Raw genomic sequence first — 21,028 nt, 5'->3', positions numbered from 1 at the left:
AACATTTTTTCTGCGAATTTCGAAATAACATGCGTTATTGATTTATATTAGCTGTAATCAGGTATTATAGTAAGTGGAACATATCGCTACCAGATATTCTTTTAGTTACAGAGCTTTTAATTACTCCGGTTAAACGGACCATAACTCTACCAGAAAATATTATTATCTCCATAATATAAATACGTCAGGGAAATATGAAGGACAACAATTCAGGAAAAAATTCCCTGTTTCGGGAAGAAAACGAAGAAGAAGTCCTGGTTGACCCTTACGGGCGCAAAGTAACCGGGCTCAGGATATCGATTACTGACAGGTGTAACCTTTCCTGTATGTACTGCCATAACGAAGGAGCAGAATGCTGTACCTGCGGTCCTGTAGGGAATGAAATGAGTCCGGAACTGATTTGCAGCATTATCAGAGAAGCAGCAAAATTTGGAGTCCGTAAAGTAAAATTTTCAGGAGGAGAACCTCTTTTCAGAAAGGATTTTGAAGATATCCTTGCCTGCCTGCCTCCTCTGAAAGAGGTTTCGGCAACCACTAACGGTATCCTGCTTGAAAAACGTGCAAAAACCCTGAAAGCTGCCGGACTCGACAGGATAAACGTAAGCCTGGACTCTCTTGACCCCGAAAAATACAGGAAGATTACCGGAGCCCCTCCGGGAACCCTTGAGAAGGTCATCAGAGGTATCAACAGCGCAGTTGAAGCAGGACTGACTCCGGTAAAACTGAATATGGTGCTCCTGAAGGGCATAAACGAGAACGAAATCGATGAAATGATGGATTTCATCCGCCCTTATAAAGGAAAAGTCATCCTGCAGCTTATTGAGCTCATGAATATAGACCCTGAGCTTTCAAAGTACACTATCGACTCAAAAACCCTTGAAAAAAGCCTCGATGAAAGAGCAAGCGAAGTCAGGGTCCGACACCTGCATCACAGAAAAAAGTACATGATCGATGGAGTTGAGGTGGAATTCGTGCGCCCGATGGATAATTCTGAGTTCTGCGCCCACTGCAGCAGGCTCAGAGTCACAGCCGATGGGAAACTCAGGCCCTGCCTGCTTGTGCACGATAATCTTGTTGATATAGGAGGAGCAAATAGCCCTGAAGAGATAGAAAAACTGCTCAGGCTTGCAGTAAGCCGGAGAAAGCCTTATTATACTCCAATCATGAAAATTGAGAAATTAAAGAAAAAGAAAGAATAAATAAAAGGATCAAAGAAAAAAAGAATTAAAGAAAGAAGAAAAGAGAAAAAATATTCAAGGAGAGAGAAAATGAAAATCGAACTTCTGGCAGACGGCAGAAAAATCCCGATGAATGAATTTGTCCAGACAATAGTGGGCAACGTTATAAAAGCAATGATAGAGACTCTTCACACAATCGACGGCAATTGGAAGGAAATTTCAATACACATAGAGCAGGATGAAGCAAAATAAGAAAAAAGAAAAGTTATTTAAAAGTATTTTTGAAGTAAAAAGAAAAACATTACTTGTTCAGTACAATTCTGTTCTCTTTTTTATCTGATGTATATTTTGCCTGAATTATCGAGCTCCAAATATATGTTTTGTCTGAATTATGGGGCAGTTCCACATGTATATTCTGTTATATCCTGTCTGAATTATGGAGCAGTTAACTGCTGTCAGAGATATTTTTCGATCTCAGAAAAATCAATCCTTGCCGTCGAGTCCAGGGAGATAGGAGTTATTGAGACATGCCCTTTCTGCATGATGGCATGCACATCGGTCCCTTCCTCTTCTTCCCGTATAAGGTCTCCTGCTATCCAGTAATAGGGTCTTCCCCTTGGGTCACGCCTCTCTTCGACATCGGTTTTAAAGATCTTCCTCGCAAGGCGGGTAATCTCTATAGGAGTATCTTCTTCCGCATGGAAGGGAATATTGATATTCAGCAGATCAACATTTTCCGGCATTCCCCTCTTCAGCACATTGCGGGCAATCCTGTTAACGACCTTTATCCCGGCTTCGAAGCGTTCCCTCTGATAGTCCCTGGGATCATCGAATTTCTGCCCTTCATCAAGAACCTGCATTGAGGCAGCAATTGCAGGAACGCCATAGCTTGCAGCTTCAAGGGCTCCTCCAATTGTTCCCGAAGTGGTGATAGTATCCGTGCTTATATTTTCTCCAATATTGAAACCCGATAATACCAGGTCAGGCATTGCCTTCAGGATAGTAAAAACGCCGAGAATAACAGAGTCCGTAGGAGTGCCTCCCACAGCATAGGCAGGTATGCCTCCGACGTCTGTTTTTGTGATCCTGAGAGGCTCAAAGATAGAAATAGAGCGTCCTACTCCGCTCTGCTGGACGGCAGGAGCCGAAATTGTAACTTCCCCGAGGTCAGAAACGCTGTCAAAAGCGGCTTTCAGGCCTGTCGAATAAACACCATCATCATTTGTAACAAGAATTTTTGGGACCATCAGCTTTCCCATAAGTTGCAGGATAATTTAAAATTTATGGAAACGCTGTGATGATTTTATTTCTATGGTACAGACAGATGATTTCCAGATTAGATTTACATTCAGGGAGAATTATAGAAATAAAAATAATATATTATGGCCAATATATATTATAGAAAAATGTCTGTCGAGGGTGAGAATAAATCCTGAAATCTCGAAACAGGAGGCTATGTGGAAACTGACCAGTTAGATTTCATTTTCCAAATTATAGACTAAGAGCAAGCCCGTTTCCATCAAAGGCAAAGAAATAGAGAGAAAGAGGAAAGGATTTCAATAAACTGTTAAAATCAGAAGAAATTTAGGGAGTGGTATTGATGGCAGAAGCACAGGAAGTAGTAACACATGTAAATATAAAAGACAAGACTGCAAACCCCACACCATTAGGATTTACTGGTCTGGGTCTTGCTGCAGTTCTCTTAAGCCTGAGTTATATAGGGCTTTACCCTGTGGATTCGATGATCGTATCCATGGCAATATTCCTGGGAGGCTTTGCACAGGTCTTCGCAGGTATTATGGCATGGAAAAAAGGGAGTGTTTTTGGTGGCACGGCATTCTGTGCATTCGGGCTTTTCTGGTTTTCCTTTGCAGGACTTCTACTTATGCCTGCACTTGGCTGGATTGAGGGCCCTGAACCACTGGCACTTGCAGCGTATCTCTTCCTCTGGGGAGTATATACATTCGTTATGCTGATAGCAACTTTGAAGCTGGGTAGTAAAGCTATAATATTTATATTTGTGACCCTTTTCCTGCTGTTCATGCTGCTGGCTATCATAAACGGTACAGGAAACACAGGCCTGCTTGTCATAGCCGGTTATGTAGGGCTTATTATGGGTCTTGCAGCCCTGTACACTGGCCTTGGGGAAGTGCTTAATGACGCATATGGCAGAACAATTGTCCCAATTTGAAGATAGAAAAAATGAAAGCGTCAAAGAAATTATCAAATAAAAAGCAGTACCAAATAACACATAAAGCGAAAACAAAAAATTTAACGGCAAAAATGCCGAAGCAAAGATAAAATACAGGGCTGTTTGTTTTAAATATATTGAGCCCTGGTTTTTTTGATTTGAAAATGTCTTCTATTCCGATGTTATTACCGGTTGTTTCGACACCGGTTCTCATTTTTAACATGAGATTTTTTAAGCAGGTGGGGCATTAAAGAGGGTGGCTTGGCCGCCCTGCAATATCCGATCAGCAGGCGCCCTGCTTTAGCTGCCCGCTGACCAGTGTTCTTTTTTATCGGGATTCCCCTGGTTTATCCCTGAACTTTTCTGTTTTAACAGGAGGCATTTTTGGTTCAAATACGGAAAGAGACGGAACTTCAAAGTCACATTAGCCGTATTTTAAAGTTAAACTTTAAAGAAGTTAAGTATTAAAGTGTACTTTTGATTTTAAAAAACATTTTTAGAACACGTTTTTAACTGTATATTCATACAGGTGATAAACACTTAAAGAGAACATTATCACCTTCATCGTCAGAAACTCCAGACTATGAAGCCATTCCCCTATCTCCATAATCGTTTCCGGTTGTACACTTCTCTGTTCTATTACGGTTTTTACGATTTCCTATAAATTTTTTCCTAACATTTTATCTTAACCCCACTGATAATGTATTCTATTAGACGTTACCTCAAAGCATTTCCTGTTTGAAAATGCCCTGTACGAGATATTCTTTTATCCAACATTGTCTCAAAAGAAGTCTTCTGTTTGAAGACTTCCTGCATAGCATACACTATCCGACGTAGTCTTGAAGAGGCATCTCCATGTCGAAAATGCCATACTTTACCCCACCGACTCTAGCTTTAGAAGCTCGTCATATTAAAACTTGTTGAGCTTGTATAAGAGAATTTTATATGAAGACCTTAATAATTTACAGGCTCTTCACTGAACTTTTTAATCATGAAATTGGAAAAAGAGGATGGGTATTGATAGCAAAAGAAGCAAAGAAAACAGAAAAGACCATAGAAGTCCTGGATTGAAAAAAAAGCAATTAACAAGCGTTTATTCCGACCCTAATATATTATGTGAAATGAGACCTGAGCGCAAATCTCTCAGGCATACATAACTTTCTTCATAATAATATCCTTCAGATTTGTCTCGAAAAGTAAACAGGGGATAAAACCCAAAGAAATTAAAAGAATGATCGAAACGCAAATATCTAAAAATGAATACCCTTAAAGATGATATCAACTGGCGCAGAGATAAGTTTTAAAAAAGTATATATCACAATTTAAATTATTATTTTCATGAAAAACGAAGACCCTGATCGTTCATTTTCACTGAAAGTTTATTTGCTAATCATCATTGTGCTTTCATGGCCTTTTCAGATCGCCTACCCATTTTTAGGGGAAGCTTTTAAGCCGCTTCTTTTATTATCAATGATTATGGTCGCTGTCGGCACTTATATTGCCGGCAAGTTTGTGTTCAGGGACGGGTTTGAAAACGCTGGCTGGCAATGGGGCAAACCCAGGCATTATGCATACGCTTTTGGACTTGCATTGTTTTTGTGGGCTTTCCCGAGAGTTGTTGAACAGTTAATGGGAATTTATGAAGCCCCTCAGGATATAAGCGCCAGGACAATTCTAATTGAGTTTTTACTTAGCTTCACAATCACACTCATTCCAGCTTTTAGCGAAGAGTTCGGTTGGCGTGGATATTTGCTGCCCCGCTTATTCGCCCGATATACAGCCCGCAACGCACTGCTTCTGCACGGCTTTGTCACCTGGGTCTGGCACCTGCCAGTTGTGGTTGTAATGGGAATGCAGATGACTGGCAACCCTCTTATTTCAGTGCCGCTTGTTATGCTTGTCAGTTTAGTACCGACGATTATGCACGCAGTTGTATTTGCTTACATCTGGTCAAGCACGCAAAGTTTAGCCGTATCGACCGTTTACCATGCCGCGTTTGATGAGGTTCGTGATTCCATTGAAGGGACGGTTGGTTTAGGTCCGCTTTCACAAAACTGGCAGATGCTAATTCTTACTATTTTGGGAATTGTACTATTATGGAAAGCAAAATGGAGAAAAACAGCTAACGAAAACCTTTTTTGCGGATTCCATCCTAATCTTTAGTTTTTCCGTATGACACATCTCTAAGAGCCTTATCTCTAAAACCTTTCAAAACTCTGGAAAGATCTACAACATCAACAGTGTAGGGTATATTAAGATCATTTATTTTTTCTTTTAATAAAGTCCATTATTGACTTTGAGTCAGGCTTTAAGGAGTTTTAAGAAGATTTCTACGCTGTGCTTAAGTCTGAAGAATGTCACTATGGAAAACTTGATCGATGAAGCTAAACCTTTACCATCAAATATCGTTTTCTATCTCCTCACCCATCCAAGAGCAGTGCAAATTTAATATAATGATTCCCTTTATCCATCTATTATTTCTAACAAATCAAAAATTCACGATTATCCAGTATCCCCCAATCAATATTACGAGGACTTATAAAATGGACAAATACGAAAAAGTATTCGAGCTGGCAAAACGCCGCGGCTTTTTATGGAATTCATTTGAGCTGTATGGCGGAAGCCGCGGGTTTTATGATTACGGGCCTTTAGGGAGCACGCTGAAAAGGCGCATAGAGCAGATCTGGAGAGAGTTTTACGTAATTCAGGAAGGGCATATGGAAATCGAGTGCCCGACCATAGGTATCGAGGATGTTTTTGTCGCATCAGGGCACGTTGGAGGCTTTTCTGACCCCTTGTGCGAATGCAAAAAGTGCGGAGAAGCTTTCCGGGCAGACCATCTGGTGGAAAACGTCATGGATGCGGCAGGGACCCTGAGCGCAGAACAGCTCACAGAAATCATAAAGGAGAAGGGGATCACCTGTCCCGAGTGTGGCGGAGAGCTCAACGACGCTTATGAATTTAACCTGATGTTCAAGACCACAATCGGGCCCGGGACAGGAAGGCAGGGGTACCTCAGGCCGGAAACAGCGCAGGGGATGTTTGTTGACTTCCAGAGGCTTTCCCGCTTCTATAGAGACAAGCTGCCTTTTGGGGCTGTGCAGATAGGCAAGTCTTACAGGAACGAAATTGCACCAAGGCAGGGTGTTATAAGGCTCAGAGAATTCACTCAGGCTGAATGTGAACTCTTTGTTGACCCGAGGAACAAGAAGCACTCCAATTTCGAGCGCTTCGCGGAAAAAGAACTTGTTCTTTACTCACAGGCAGCCCAGCAAACAGGTGAACCGATCAGGATGACAGTTCGCGAAGCTGTAGAAACCGGCGTTATCGCCCACGAAGTCCTAGGTTACAACATCGCTCTTACAAACGAGTTTCTGACAAAAGTAGGGATCGAACCTGCAAAGCTCAGGTTCAGGCAGCACCTGAAAGACGAGATGGCACACTACGCAATCGACTGCTGGGATGCCGAAATCGAAACAGACCGCTTCGGCTGGGTTGAAATTGTGGGCATTGCAGACAGGACTGATTATGACCTTAAAGCCCACGCAAGGGTCAGCAAGACAGATCTTTACGTTTACGTAGAGTATGACGAGCCCAAAATGGTGACCCGTTTTGTTGTGAAACCGAATATGGGCAAACTCGGCCCCCTCTTCAAGGGCAAAGCAAAAGCCGTTGCAGACGCCTTAAAACAGCTTTCGGAAGAAGAGCTCTCAAAGGACCAGATCACAGTTACAGTAGACGGAGAAGAACTGTCTGTAAGTTCGGATGTAGTGGATTTTGCCGAAGAGACCGTAAAGGTCAGCGGAGAAAACGTCATTCCTCACGTCATTGAGCCTTCTTATGGTATAGACAGGATCTTCTACGGTACCATGGAACACGCCTTTGACGAAGAAAATGTTGCTAAGAAAGCAGCAGAATCCGGTCTCAAAGGTGCAGAAGAAGCAGAAGGTGCAGAGAAAACAGAAGGTGCAGAGAAAGCAGAAAAGGCAGAAAAAGGACCGGAAGCAACAAAGGATGAAACTGAGGGAGAAGGTGAAGAAGAAACCCGCCTTGTGATGCACTTCTCAAGTTCAGTAGCCCCTGTTCAGGTAGCGGTCCTCCCGCTTCTTACCAGGAAAGAGCTTGCAGACCCTGCAAAAGAGATCGTTGCAAAACTCAGGGAAAAGAACCTGCTCGTCAATTACGACGACTCCGGGACCATCGGGCGCCGCTACAGGAGAAATGATGAAATCGGGACTCCATACTCGGTTACTGTTGATTATGATACCCTTCAGGACGGGACCGTCACAATCAGGGACAGAGACTCCATGCGCCAGATAAGGGCTCCAATCAGTGGAATCGAAAACGTGCTCTACGAACTGATCTACAGGGGCAGAAATTTCGAATCTGCAGGTAAACCCTTTAATTTCTAAATTAGAATTAATTGAAGAATGAATTAAGGGAATAATTATAACCTGTAAATTCCTGAGCTGCGGGCTGAGAAGCCTACAGCAAAATATTTAATTTTTTATTACTTTTTTATAATTGAAATAAAGCCCTGAAATAAATAAACCTGAAAAAATAAGCGATCCTGAATCAAAATGAAAGAAAGTCTTTTTCCTGAGAAACCGGAATGCATGAAGCATCCATTGATAAAGCCCGACACAGTGGAGCAGAGGCTTTACCAGCTCAACCTTGCAGGAGAAGCCCTTAAGGGTTCAAGCCTTGTTGTACTTCCTACGGGACTTGGAAAAACCATAATAGCTCTTTTTGTAATTGCCTCCAGACTCCAGCGTTTCGGAGGAAAAGCCCTTATTCTCTCTCCTACGAAACCCCTTGTTGAGCAGCACGCAGCTTTTTTCAAAAAGGTGATGGCTCTTCCCGAAGAAGAGGTTCTGGCTTTTACTGGCAGCATTCCCCCCGCAGAGAGAGAAAGGCTATGGGAACAGGGAAAACTGATAGTATCAACCCCGCAGGTAATTGAAAACGACATCCTTACAAGGCGGATCAGCCTTGAGAACGTTAGCCATATCACTTTTGACGAAGCCCACAGGGCAGTCGGAAACTATGCCTATACCTTTATTGCGGAGAAGTATTTTGAGAGTGCGAAAAATCCGCATGTGCTCGGAATTACAGCAAGCCCGGGAAGTTCGGATGAGAAGATATCAGAGGTCTGTGAAGCCCTGCATGTCCAGAATGTAGCCGTGAAAACGGAAAAAGATAGGGATGTCCGCCCATATGTGCAGGAAAAAGAAATCGAATGGCTTCAGGTTAATCTTCCCGCAGAGATGGCAGAAATCCGGAGCTATCTTGAGAAAATTTTCGACGACAGGCTTGCAATTATCAGGAACCTGGGCTTTTCTGCAGGCAGCGGGAAATATGTCTCCAAAAAAGACCTGCTGCTCCTCCAGAAAAAGCTTCAGGGAGAAATCAGGGTAGGAGGAGACCCTGCAGTCTTTTCTGCCATGTCCGTGGTCGCAGAGATGATGAAGGTGAACCATGCAGTGGAAATGGTGGAAACCCAGGGGATAGAAGCCCTCAGAAAATATCTGGAAAAACTCGACGCTGAAGCTTCTTCGAGCAAAGCGAGCAAGGCTGCAAAAAGGTTAATGGACGATCTCTATATGCGGAAGACCCTTTACCGGGCAAAAGAATGCGAGGTTGAACATCCAAAACTGGAGCTTGCGCGGAGAATCGTATGCGAGCAACTAGAAGGTAACCCGGACTCGCGAGTAATTGTTTTTACAAACTACAGAGACAGCGCTGAAATGGTGGTTAACGCTCTTTCCAGAGTTTCCGGAGTTAATCCTGTCCGTTTTGTGGGGCAGGGCTCTCGCCATAAGGATAAAGGGCTCACGCAAAAACAGCAGGTTGAAATCCTTGAAAGGTTCAGGGCCGGGGAATATAATGCCCTGGTAGCCACGTCGGTTGCTGAAGAAGGTCTTGACATTCCCGCCACAGACCTTGTTCTGTTTTACGAGCCTGTCCCTTCTGAGATAAGGAGCATCCAGCGCAAAGGCAGGACAGGCAGGCAGCACAAAGGCAGAGTGACCGTTCTCGTGACAAAAGGCACAAGAGACGAGGCTTATTACTGGAGCAGCAAAAACAAGGAAAAAAGAATGCTGAACAGTATGCACGGACTTGAAGCTGTCCTGGGCCCGAAAAATGTCAAAAAAAGCTCTGAGCTTTCCGATTTTGACAGTGTGTCTTTTATTTCAGACTCAAAACCGGAATCAAAACAAAACACAAAACTGGACTCTTACCCAGAATTTCAAGGAATTGAAAGCGAAAGTATGGATAAAATCGAAAGTGGGAGCCTGGAAAATACTGAAGACTTCCCTATAACTGATTTTGGGGATCCCGGAAAAACTGAGGGAAAAAACGGAAAAGATAGCGAGATAATTTCACACACGAAGGACATAAAACTGCAAAAAAATTCAGATGAGATTGGAAAGAAAGAAGAAAACGAGAAAGATTATGCAAACATAAAAGAAAAGCAAAAAACCCTTGTTGATTTCGGAACCGCATCAGGAGAAAGCTCAGACAGCCTCCTTAAAATTATAATCGACCACAGAGAAACAAAAAGCGGGGTTGCGAAAACTCTGGACAGACTCGGCATGGAACTCAGATTTATGGCTCTTGAAATCGGAGACTATATCGTGAGCGACCGCCTTGCAGTGGAAAGGAAACGTACAGATGACTTTGCATGTTCCCTGATTGACGGAAAACGCAACCTTTTTGCCCAGCTCTCTGACCTGGCAAGAGTTTATGAAAAACCTGTTCTGATAATTGAAGGGGAAGACCTTTTCACTTCAAGGCAGATTAACCCGAATGCTATTTATGGTTCCCTTGCATCCATTGCAATAGATTTTGGGGTATCCATCCTCTATTCCCGCGACGAAGAGGAAACCGCATCTATTTTGAAAATACTTGCAAAGAGGGAGCAGACAGAAAATAAACGTGAAATCAACCCTCACGGGAAAAAGTCTGCCAGCACTCTTGCAGAACAGCAGGAATACCTCATCTCTTCAATCTCGAACATCGGGCCTAAAGCAGCCAGAAACCTTCTCTCGTATTTCGGCTCGGTAGAGGCTGTTATGAGGGCTGATATCGAGGAGCTGAAGAAAGTAAAGCAAATAGGCCCAAAAACGGCGGCCAGAATCCGGGAAGTTCTTGAAAGCCCATATAAAGGATAAGCTGCAGGTTTCTTTTCTCTTTTCCAGCAGCAATTTTATTTTCAGTGACAGGGCTTTTGCGGCCAAGTCTTTATAGGCATTTAACAGGTCTTTTATATCTTTCTTAGCCTCTCTACCAGCCCGATGCTTTTATCTATCAGTTCCAGATGTTCGGCAATGCTGCGCGGGTTCTTTTCATTTTGCAGGGAAGCTGCAATGTTTACCATCTTTTTAAAGAGAAGGTTTTCCAGTGCCTTACAGTCTCCATCAGTTGCAGAAATGCCGGACGATTCAGTACTTCTTGCCCGGACTTCAGGTTTAGCCTGAATTTCAGGGACTATACTTTCCGTTTCTTCGGTTTCATAAAGGGTCTCAGTGAATTCTTCTTCCTCAGACGGGAGAGTTTTCTCTTCTTCCTCTTCAATTTCCGATGCCCTTTGTCCGAACCGGGTTTTCTGTCTGCGTACCTGCACTTTCTTTCTGGGCTCAAAAGAGGACCTTTCCCTTTCACTGGAAGGTCTGGCTTCTGGAGCCTGGACTTCTGCCGCAGGTTCGGGAGCCGCAGTTTCTCCCCCTTCTTCCCGAACATCACATATAGGGCAGATTACTGTTCCCTGATAACGAAACTTGGGGGCTCCGCATATTTTGCAATGTTCAGCGAGCATCGTGCCGCCAAGTTCCAGAAAACGGGCTATTCTTTTTACTTTCATGTCTTTATCAGAATCCATACGCCTTACCTTCCTTTTTACATAGTTTTCAGATCATTTTGTAAGGTTTTTCCTGTAACTCCCTCTATATGAAGTTACCTTTATAAAACATAAAGAAGAAAAGACCTGTACATAAAATCGTAAGGCTGAGACCCTGAAGCTATCAGGCTCGTGGGTCACCGATAATATTTTATATAACAAGCCTGTCTTACACTAATTTATTAGCTCTAATTTTTATATCATAACTGACTGCGAAGGTGATTCAAATGTCATCAAATGATTCATCAGAAGTTATCAGACAATGTCTTCAAGTCCTAGAAAGTATAACCAGCGACTCTTCAGTTCCACGAAATATCAGGCGTTCTGTGAATGAAATTATGGATATCCTGAACAACGAATCCGAACCTCTCTTCCTTAGAGCAGCATCGAGCATTTCCATTCTAGAAGATATAAGCAATGACCCGAACCTTCCTCTGCACACGAGGACTTTGATCTGGAACCTTTCAAGCCAGCTCGAAACCATTCCGGTAGATGAGTAAAGCCAGAGAAAAACAGAAGAATTTTTCTATTCCGTAAAAAATTCTCCAGAGAGCATTTTAAAAGAAAATCCTCTCCGGAAAGAAAAAGCTCAGATTCGTTTCTTGAGACGATTCTGTAAAAAAATCCTGAACTTAACCTTATTCTAAAAAAAGAAATATAAAGGAAGTGACCTGGCAAGTTTGATAGTCACGTCCATCTGATTTTGGAATTAAACCAGAGGTAAAGGATACCGATAAGATAAAAGCCAGAAATAAACCTCTTTTCTATCTTTTTTCTCTTTTTTTATTTGGCATGAAAGTGCTTTCTAGTACTTTCATTTTTTGGGCATGTTATTCGAAGAATATCATGTGCGTTTTTTTAGATATTCTTCCCTTTTCCTGTATTTTATCTTCTATCTTTAGTCTCTATTTTATTCTCTATTTTTAATCTCCATTTTAATCCCTATTTTTATCCGTTTTACTGAATCGGACTTTAAATTCAAATTAAATTTTGCTGCCGACAGAATAATTAATATAGATAAGTTGATACATAAAAAAGAACATAAAAAGAGAATTAGAGAAATAAAAGATCTCAAAATGGGATTTTACAATATCAAAAAATTGAGAATATTGGCGAGGCGATAAAGAGAGGGAAATAAAAATAGCACATTGCAATGCTGAACCAGCGTAAAGACATGAATTAAGGTCAAAACACATTCTGAAATTTTTGAAATAAAACTATAAAAACCTGAAAAAAATAAAAAATTGAATCGGGGGGAAGAAATCAATGCTGGAAGAAATTTCTAGCCATATAAGGGAAAATCTTGAGGTTAAAGACAGGATCAGGGAAGATGGACTGAAAATTTCAAGGGAAATTGTAAGAGAGTGCAGGACAGCAAGTTTTGCCCTGCATGGGAAAGACTTTGAGAAAGCGGGTAAAAGTATAGAAGCAGCCGGAAACTCTTTAAAAAAGCTTGTAGCCCGGTTTGAAGGGCATGCTGACATTTACCACGCAGGATTTGTAGAACATGCACAGCAGGAGTATTCGGAAGTTGCAGTCCTCTACAGCCTGCTTAAAGACGAAGGAAAAACACAGGACTTTCCTTCTCCTGATGAACTGGGGGTTGAATATGCTGCATACCTTAATGGGCTTGGGGATGTGGTGGGAGAGCTCAGAAGGCATATTCTTGACCTTATAAGGGCGGAAGCCTTTGAAAAAGCCGAAGTGTTTTTAGGTATCATGGAAAATATCCATGCAACCCTTATGGAATTTGACTATCCCGATGCAATCACAGGGGGGCTCAGACGAAAGACTGATGTGTCCCGCTCCCTGATAGAAAAAACACGCGGCGATGTCGTAAACTCAATTCAACAGAAAAAACTTGAAGTTGCTATGAAAAGCCTAGAGACCAGGCTGTAAAAAGATGAAAAAGAAGAGATAACCTGGATGCAAAACCTGAGTTAAAATAATCAAATAAAAATAAGGTTTAAAAATAATTCTCTCCTTCAGTGCCTTACAGAACTGCAGGCTATAAGTAGAATCAGGCTGAGAGGAAGAGCAGGATAATCTTCACAATAACTCCAGAGCCATTTGTTATTTCTGGAGTTACATATAATTTTATTGTTTAGTGAAGTTACATTACAATTCGACACCCCGTTACCTGAAACCCCTTATCCGGCTTACCGTACCGGCATTCAAACAGCTCAACATATACATATAAATGATAAAACCCTAAGGGTCTGATAGATCCGAATTCCAGTAATCAGTTACAAGAGGATATATATGAAATTTGATCCAGAAAAAATAAAAAAAGATGCAAAGGAAAATTTTGACCATGCCTGGAACGAAGGCAAAAAAATGGTCAAAATGCCTACACTTAACGAGCGCTACCCGAGGACAACCCTGAGATACGGGAAGGCTCACCCTGTTTACGATACAATCCAGAAACTGAGAGAAGCCTATATGCGTATGGGTTTTGAAGAGATGATGAACCCTCTTATAGTTGATGAAAAAGAGGTCCACAAGCAGTTCGGAAGCGAGGCACTCGCAGTACTTGACCGCTGTTTTTATCTTGCAGGTCTGCCCCGCCCCAATGTGGGGATTTCTGACGAACGCATCGCACAGATAACCGAAATCCTGGGTGATATAGGAGAAGAAGGCATAGACAAAATCAGGAAAGAACTTCACGCTTATAAGAAAGGAAAGATTGAAGGAGACGACCTGGTTCCCGAAATCTCTGCAGCCCTCGAAGTTTCGGATGCCCTTGTAGCTGACATGATTGACAGGGTTTTCCCTGAGTTTAAAGAACTTATCCCCCAGGCAAGCACAAAAACCCTGCGCAGTCATATGACAAGCGGCTGGTTCATTTCCCTGGGAGCCCTGCTTGAGAGGGAAGAGCCTCCTTTCCACTTCTTCTCAATAGACCGCTGTTTCAGGCGCGAACAGCAGGAAGACGCTTCAAGGCTTATGACCTATTATTCCGCTTCCTGTGTGATAATGGATGAAGATGTGACTGTAGACCATGGTAAAGCAGTGTCAGAAGGGCTTCTCTCACAGTTCGGTTTCGAAAAGTTCCTTTTCAGGCCGGACGAGAAGCGCAGCAAATATTATGTCCCTGACACCCAGACCGAGGTCTTCGCTTTCCATCCGAAACTGGTAGGTTCTAACTCAAAATACTCTGATGGCTGGATCGAAGTCGCAACTTTCGGCATATATTCTCCTACAGCCCTTGCTGAATACGATATTCCGTATCCCGTAATGAACCTCGGGCTCGGAGTGGAAAGGCTTGCCATGATCCTGCACGATGCGCCCGATGTCCGCTCTTTGACCTACCCTCAGATCCCGCTGTACAGTGAGTGGGAAATGCCTGACAGCGGACTTGCAAAGCAAGTTTTTGTAGATAGAATGCCTGAAACCCCTGAAGGGCAGGAAATTGCATCTGCAGTGGTTGCCCAGTGTGAACTGCACGGAGAAGAGCCAAGCCCCTGTGAGTTCCCTGCCTGGGAAGGCGAGGTTTGCGGAAGAAAGGTTAAGGTTTCCGTAATCGAGCCTGAAGAAAATACAAAGCTCTGCGGGCCTGCCGCGTTCAATGAAGTAGTTGCCTATCAGGGAGACATTCTGGGAATTCCAAACAACAAGAAATGGCAGAAAGCTTTTGAAAACCACTCTGCAAGGGCAGGCATACGCTTTATAGAGGCTTTTGCAGCCCAGGCTGCCAGAGAAATCGAAGAGGCTGCAATGTCCGGAGCAGATGAGCATATTGTCAGGATTCGGATTGTCAAGGTCCCCTCGGAAGTCAACCTGAAGATGGGAACTACTGCCCAGAGATATATCACAGGCAAAAATAAAAAGATAGATATCAGAGGCCCGGTCTTCACCTCGGTAAAAGCGGAATTCGAGTAAAATAAGCCGGCAAACAGAAATAATAATGCAGAACGGAAGGGCTGTATGCAAAATGAAGGTGTCCCGTCACCAGGATATTCAGAAATCAGGAGACTGATGGAAACTGGAGAGCCTGTGTGCATAACCTTTGAAACAGAGGAAGGGGATGTGAAAAAAAGGCTTCATGGAACAATGCCCTTCCAGAAATCAGTTCCTGAAGAAAAAACATCCGGAGAAGAAAGGAATGAACTCCCCGAGAAATCCGGCTTCCTTTTTTGTGAACTTGTGCAAAAAACCCGCATGGGAGAAAAGTTCAGAATTTCAGGACAGAGCTGTTCTCCCGGAGATTATGTCCTTGGGCTTTCCGAAAAGAGCCCTGCTGAATATTATCTCAGGTCCGGCAGGTACAGTAATAAACAGGATGCAGAAAAAGCAGCTCTATCCCTTCCGAGATTAAAGAGAAAATTTCATTCCATTGTGATAGAACCCTTATCAGTTAATAGAGGTATTTTTGATGTGCTTATTCTCTTTCTTAAACCTGAGAGAGCCATGAGAGTTGTCCAGGCAAATGCCTATTCCGGAGGGAAAAGGACAGTAATGGATACAATGGGTGCAGCCTCAATCTGTGGAGACTGTACCGTATTTGCTCTTGAACAGGGCATAAGTTTATCTTTCGGGTGTAAAGGGTCAAGAAAACACACTGGATATAAAGATTTTGAAGTTCCCCTGGGAATTGCTTTTGAAAAAATAAAGGAAATTGAAGAAGGGCTTTCAAAGATCCCCGAAACAACAGAGTAAAGATGCTGAACAGTAATGTAGTAGCGCAGGGTGAATTACATCTCTTGGCTTTTTAGAATAATTTATCGAAGAAGTTCACCACGCTTTCCAGCCCGATAGCCTCCAGTTGTCCCGGAGAAACAACTGCAACGGTTGCCAGAAGACAGATCATAACGAGTGCGAAGACAAAGGTCTTCAATAAAAAAGAACTCATTGAAGAGTGTTTTTTGCGTCTGGTACCATCAACCTCTTCCACAAGCCCTTCATACCTGACCTTAACACTTGACCAATCGGCATTGCTGCCTGACTTGCCTGAGGAGCCTTCATTTTCCGTGTCCTGGCTCTTTCCGGAATAAACATATTTGGACCAGTCAACGGTATCAGATTCGGAAGATGAGGTTGATTGACCGGCACTCAGCGGGTCGCTTCCGGATTTGAAGGATACATAGGAAATAGTGGTTGTTCTGAAAGGAGATTTAGAACCTGAGGGGAGATCGGGAATTTCTGGAACCTGCGGGTTCTGGTCAGTCCCCTGGCTATTGCTTTGGCTTTCAGGGGCAGAGGAGAGTTCAGTCACCTTCTCTTCCGGAGGCAGGGACATATCATATGCTTTTCTTTTTTGAGGGTCTTTGAGGGTTTCGTAAGCCTCTTTGATTTTTATGAATTTTTCATGGGCATCAGGAGACCTGGCTCTATCCGGATGATATTTTTTTGCAAAATAATGATACTTATCTTCGATTTCCTCAAGACATGCGCTTCTGGGAATATCGAATAATTGATAATAGTCCACTGCTTTCCTCCCCTGAACCATTCTATTATTGACCCGTTGATCCAATATTGACCCTTTGATCCAATGGTCTGTTGATATATTGATCGTTGATCTATTGAACCTTTATTTGAGACGTGAATTTGTTGAAATTCAGCGCTTCTGGATACTGGTGTATCACATTATCAGTCATTGAGACCCTGGGGCCTTTCTATAGTGACACTCCTCATAATTCCCGTCCCAAGATCTTTGGCTGTAGCATTTATTATTCCGTTAGCATCAATGTCAAAAGTAACCTCTATCCTTGGAATTCCCTTTGGAGAAGGCGGGATATTATCGAGGACAAGCGTTCCTAAAGTAACGTTTTTCGATGCAGCCCTTTCTTCTCCCTGAAGGATTTTACCCCTGACAACCCTCTGGTTATCATAATGTGTGGTAAAGGTTTTACTATTTCTTGTGGGAATTGTCGTATTCTTTGGAATTATCGGAGCCATCAGATCTCCCACGGTTTCAAACCCGAGGGTAAGAGAGGTAACATCAAGAAGCACAAGGTTGCCCGAATCAACTTCTTCCCTTGGAGATTTGAGGTAATCATTTCCAAGAATTCCAGCCTGGACGGAAGCCCCCATTGCTACCACTTCATCAGGGTTGATGTTCTGAAGAGCCTTTTTTCCCATGAACCCTTCCACAGCTTTCACCACAGCAGGTATCCTGGTGGACCCTCCAACAAAAATAACTTCATCAATTTCCGAGGGTGAAAGCCTTGCATCCTGCAGGGTTTTTTCTATAATTGAAATGGTTTTCTTAACAAGGTCTTCAGTCATTTTATTGAACTGCTCTCTTGTTATATCTATGTCCAGGTTTTTATTTTCGAAAATATACGGCAGGTTAACATTTGCGGTTTCGAGAGTTGATAGGTCGATCTTACAGCGTTCCGCAGCCTCTCTAATGCGCTGCATCGCCTGAGGTATATCTGAGAGGTTTTTCCCCTCGGCTTCCTGGAACCTGGCAAGTAAGTGTTCAACAATCCGCGTATCGAAATCGTCGCCGCCGAGCTCTGTATCCCCGCTTGTGGCAAGGACTTCAAAAATCCCGTCTTTAATTTTAAGAATGGAGACATCAAAAGTCCCGCCCCCAAAGTCATAAACCATAATTTTCCGGTTATTAATCCCGTCCCTCAGACCATAAGCGAGCGCAGCTGCAGTAGGTTCATTTATAACTCTAAGCACTTCGAGCCCTGCAAGTTCGCCTGCCTTTTTTGTTGCAAAGCGTTGAGAATCGTTAAAATAAGCGGGGACAGTTATTACCGCTTTTTCAACGGCGTCCCCCAGGTATTTCTCAGCATCATGTTTTAATTTTTGAAGGATCTTTGCGGAAATTCCGTGAGGAGTGAATTTTTCATTGTTCAGTGTCACCCTGTAATCGGGTTTCCCCATATGCCTCTTGATAGAATGAACGGTATTCTCAGGATTGGATACCATCTGCCTTTTGGCAAGGTCCCCTACAAGTAACTCGTTCTTTTTTGAAAAACCTACAACAGAAGGCGTAAGCCTCTTCCCTTCGGAATTGGTGATGACCTTGGGTTCACCAAGTTCAATTATCGCCATACAAGAATTGGTGGTTCCCAGGTCGATGCCCAGTACTTTTCCTCTGATATTTGCCGTTGGCGCACCCCCAAGATTTTTATAATGTCGTGAAGAGATATTAATTTTTCTACTATAGTTAGAGCATACAAATTTAGAATTAAAGTATAGTGATCAGACAAATAGATAGTATAATATTTACTCAGATATTAAATATTCTCCCTAGATTTTTTTAGTAATACAAAGAGATAAGATTAAAAAAACTTTTCGCCAGAAAGGATAAACGGAATCAAAACTTCAACTTATCTCAAACAAAATTAAATCTTTGCATGTCAATACTGGATTTATATACAGCATAGCAGATAATAAAAGAGTAAATAAGAGAAAAACGAAAGAACAAAACTTCAGATAAAATATTAACAATAAAAAGAGATAATATTTTACAAAATTCTAGTAAGTATATTATAGAATTTTTAAGAGATTTTTTGTTCTTATCCTTAATTTTTTTTATTTTTAACCTTGGGCTATTTTATATTTTATTATTTAATTTTTGTTTTTATTTTTGAGTTTTTTTAGATTTCGTCCTTGAGTTTTTTAGATTTTATCATTGAGTTTTTTAGATTTCGTCCTTGAGTTTTTAGATTTCATCTTTGAGTTTTTAGATTTCATCCTTGAGTTTTTTAGATTTCATCCTTGAGTTTTTTAGATTTTATCACTGAGTTTTTTGTTCTTATCTTTTGTTTTAGCACCTTATTTCCATATGTTCTGTATTGCTGAGTTATTTGCCCCTTTTATTCTGAAAGAAACCCGGAACCGAAAGTATGTATCCATATACACCCGGTTTTTAATCCTGTCTTTTCTATGAGAGAGATTCAGTATAAGAAGGGACTATATTGGGCTATTTCTTGAATAACTAAAAGGTCAGAGCACACTTATCCTGTAAAGGTTGATGGGATGAGTTTATATAGAAGTACAAACATGTAAAATGCGATTTTAATTCCAGAGCAATTCCAAACTCACACTAATAAGGAGGATTAAATAATGGCAGGACAGCCAATATTCATTTTAAAAGAAGGAAGTAAGAGAACAAGAGGCAGGGATGCCCAGAGCAACAACATTATGGCTGCAAAAGCAGTAGCAGAAGCAGTCAGGACCACCCTTGGTCCCAAAGGTATGGACAAGATGCTTGTGGACTCAATGGGCGATGTGGTCATTACAAACGATGGAGCAACCATTCTCAAAGAGATGGACATCGAGCACCCTGCAGCAAAGATGGTGGTAGAAGTATCCAAGACCCAGGACGATGAAGTAGGAGACGGAACCACCAGTGCAGCTGTTGTCGCAGGTGAACTCTTAAACAAAGCCGAGGACCTGATCGAACAGGAAATTCACCCGACAATTATTGCATCCGGATACAGACTGGCAGCCGAGAAAGCTATTGAGGTTCTTAACTCCCTGGCAATGAGTGTAGACATGGGTAACAGGGACCTTCTGCTCAGCATTGCCGAAACTGCCATGACCGGAAAAGGTGCGGAGTCCTCCAAAAAGCTTCTTGCTGAAATTGCCGTGGATGCCGTTACAAGCGTTGTCGACACAAACGGTAAGATGTCAGTTGACAAGGAAAACATCAGCGTTGTCAAGAAAGTCGGCGGCAAAACCGAAGATTCCGAGCTCATCCCAGGCATGATCATTGACAAGGAAAGAGTCCACACAAATATGCCTGAGAAAGTAAAGGATGCAAAGATCGCCCTCCTGAACACCGCAATCGAACTTAAAGACACCGAAGTGGACGCAGAAATCTCAATCACCTCTCCTGACCAGCTTCAGTCCTTCCTTGACCAGGAAGAGCAGATGCTCAAGAAGATCGTCCAGAAAGTTATCAACAGCGGCGCAAATGTAGTATTCTGCCAGAAGGGTGTCGAAGACCTCGCCCAGCACTACCTTGCAAAAGCAGGTATCTTCGCAGTCCGCAGAGTCAAGAAGAGCGATATGGAAAAACTCGCAAGAGCAACTGGCGGCAAACTCATCACCAACCTTGACGAGATCGTCCCCGAAGACCTTGGCTTTGCCAAACTCGTTGAAGAGAAGAAGGTTGGCGGCGACAGCATGACCTTTGTCACAGGCTGCGACAACCCGAAGGCTGTTACCATTCTTCTGCGCGGTGGCACAGAACATGTGGTTGACAGCATCGACAGCGCTCTTGAAGACGCCCTCCGCGTAGTAGGAGTTGCAATCGAAGACGAAAAGCTCGTTGCAGGCGGCGGCTCACCTGAAGTTGAGGTTGCCCTCAGGCTACAGGAATACGCAGCAACCCTCGAAGGCAGGGAACAGCTTGCAGTAAAAGCTTACTCCGAAGCTCTTGAAGTTATCCCCAGGACTCTTGCAGAGAACGCAGGTCTCGACCCGATAGACATGCTCATGGAGCTCCGCTCCCAGCACGAGAAAGGCATGAAGACTGCAGGTCTCAACGTTTACGAAGGCAAGGTCGTTGACATGTGGGAGAACTTCGTAGTCGAACCCCTCAGAGTCAAGACCCAGGTAATCAATGCAGCCACAGAGTCTGCAGTCATGATCCTCAGGATCGACGACATCATTGCTTCTACCCGTGCAGCAGGCCCAAGCCCTGAAGAAATGGGTGGAATGCCAGGAATGGGTGGAATGCCGGGAATGGGCGGAATGCCACCAGGAATGATGTAAATTCCTGAAAAAATGAGAAAAACCGAAAACTGATTGAATCCAGAAAAGGTGCAGTATCTTTACTGCTCCTTTTTT

At 42.8% G+C, this 21,028-nt stretch carries 16 protein-coding genes; 12 read left to right on the top strand and 4 right to left on the bottom strand.

Going from position 1 to position 21,028, the window contains the following annotated elements:
- Nucleotides 1-194: 194 nt before the first annotated feature.
- A complete protein-coding gene (gene moaA / locus M886_RS04380; protein ID WP_048044938.1) occupies nt 195-1,199 on the top strand; it encodes a GTP 3',8-cyclase MoaA in 1,005 nt (334 codons plus the stop codon).
- A gap of 69 nt (nt 1,200-1,268) precedes the next feature.
- Nucleotides 1,269-1,430: a hypothetical protein gene (locus M886_RS18830; RefSeq protein WP_167333147.1), complete on the top strand. Its 162-nt coding sequence runs from the start codon at nt 1,269-1,271 to the stop codon at nt 1,428-1,430.
- A gap of 203 nt (nt 1,431-1,633) precedes the next feature.
- Here M886_RS18830 and surE read toward each other — a convergent pair whose 3' ends face one another.
- Complete coding sequence (surE, locus tag M886_RS04375) at nt 1,634-2,437, bottom strand: 5'/3'-nucleotidase SurE (protein ID WP_048039002.1); 804 nt, start codon at nt 2,435-2,437, stop codon at nt 1,634-1,636.
- A 341-nt stretch (nt 2,438-2,778) separates the two neighbouring features.
- On the opposite strand from surE, the gene M886_RS04370 reads away from it, so the two are divergent.
- The 5 genes from M886_RS04370 (at nt 2,779) to M886_RS04355 (ending at nt 10,544) form a co-directional block, all read left to right on the top strand.
- Complete coding sequence (locus M886_RS04370) at nt 2,779-3,369, top strand: acetate uptake transporter (RefSeq protein WP_011033336.1); 591 nt, start codon at nt 2,779-2,781, stop codon at nt 3,367-3,369.
- A gap of 945 nt (nt 3,370-4,314) precedes the next feature.
- Nucleotides 4,315-4,440: a hypothetical protein gene (locus M886_RS19300; RefSeq protein ID WP_268745849.1), complete on the top strand. Its 126-nt coding sequence runs from the start codon at nt 4,315-4,317 to the stop codon at nt 4,438-4,440.
- A 267-nt stretch (nt 4,441-4,707) separates the two neighbouring features.
- A complete protein-coding gene (locus tag M886_RS04365) occupies nt 4,708-5,532 on the top strand; it encodes a CPBP family intramembrane glutamic endopeptidase (protein WP_048050722.1) in 825 nt (274 codons plus the stop codon).
- A 380-nt stretch (nt 5,533-5,912) separates the two neighbouring features.
- Nucleotides 5,913-7,781 (top strand): glycine--tRNA ligase, encoded by a 1,869-nt coding sequence (gene glyS, locus M886_RS04360; RefSeq protein WP_048050721.1) that lies wholly within the window; start codon nt 5,913-5,915, stop codon nt 7,779-7,781.
- 168 nt (nt 7,782-7,949) lie between these two features.
- Nucleotides 7,950-10,544, top strand: coding sequence for a DEAD/DEAH box helicase (locus tag M886_RS04355; RefSeq protein WP_048050720.1), 2,595 nt, complete (start codon nt 7,950-7,952; stop codon nt 10,542-10,544).
- Between the two features lie 92 nt (nt 10,545-10,636).
- Here the strand turns inward: M886_RS04355 and M886_RS04350 are convergent, their stop codons facing one another.
- Entirely contained in the window at nt 10,637-11,251 is a 615-nt protein-coding gene (locus M886_RS04350; protein ID WP_048050719.1) for an Sjogren's syndrome/scleroderma autoantigen 1 family protein, read from the bottom strand.
- Between the two features lie 245 nt (nt 11,252-11,496).
- Between M886_RS04350 and M886_RS04345 the strand changes: the two genes are divergently transcribed.
- The 4 genes from M886_RS04345 (at nt 11,497) to M886_RS04330 (ending at nt 15,928) form a co-directional block, all read left to right on the top strand.
- Nucleotides 11,497-11,769, top strand: coding sequence for a UPF0147 family protein (locus tag M886_RS04345; RefSeq protein WP_048037451.1), 273 nt, complete (start codon nt 11,497-11,499; stop codon nt 11,767-11,769).
- 766 nt (nt 11,770-12,535) lie between these two features.
- Nucleotides 12,536-13,168: a haloacid dehalogenase gene (locus M886_RS04340; protein WP_048037453.1), complete on the top strand. Its 633-nt coding sequence runs from the start codon at nt 12,536-12,538 to the stop codon at nt 13,166-13,168.
- A 363-nt stretch (nt 13,169-13,531) separates the two neighbouring features.
- Nucleotides 13,532-15,151 carry an O-phosphoserine--tRNA ligase gene (gene sepS, locus M886_RS04335; RefSeq protein WP_048046866.1) on the top strand — a complete coding sequence of 540 codons (1,620 nt, stop codon included), beginning with the start codon at nt 13,532-13,534 and terminating at the stop codon, nt 15,149-15,151.
- 45 nt (nt 15,152-15,196) lie between these two features.
- The gene (locus tag M886_RS04330; protein WP_048050718.1) at nt 15,197-15,928 is read left to right on the top strand and encodes a DUF169 domain-containing protein; all 732 of its coding nucleotides are present in this window, start codon (nt 15,197-15,199) and stop codon (nt 15,926-15,928) included.
- A gap of 52 nt (nt 15,929-15,980) precedes the next feature.
- On the opposite strand, the gene M886_RS04325 is transcribed toward M886_RS04330, so the two are convergent.
- Nucleotides 15,981-16,697, bottom strand: a complete 717-nt coding sequence (locus M886_RS04325; protein ID WP_230633313.1) for a J domain-containing protein — start codon at nt 16,695-16,697, stop codon at nt 15,981-15,983.
- 161 nt (nt 16,698-16,858) lie between these two features.
- Nucleotides 16,859-18,313 (bottom strand): molecular chaperone DnaK, encoded by a 1,455-nt coding sequence (gene dnaK / locus M886_RS04320; protein WP_268745873.1) that lies wholly within the window; start codon nt 18,311-18,313, stop codon nt 16,859-16,861.
- Between the two features lie 984 nt (nt 18,314-19,297).
- On the opposite strand from dnaK, the gene thsB reads away from it, so the two are divergent.
- Entirely contained in the window at nt 19,298-20,953 is a 1,656-nt protein-coding gene (thsB, locus tag M886_RS04315; protein ID WP_011033325.1) for a thermosome subunit beta, read from the top strand.
- Nucleotides 20,954-21,028 lie beyond the last annotated feature (75 nt).

The organism is Methanosarcina soligelidi (genome assembly GCF_000744315.1).
Classification (GTDB): domain Archaea; phylum Halobacteriota; class Methanosarcinia; order Methanosarcinales; family Methanosarcinaceae; genus Methanosarcina; species Methanosarcina mazei.
This window is presented reverse-complemented; position numbering and strand designations above follow the sequence as displayed.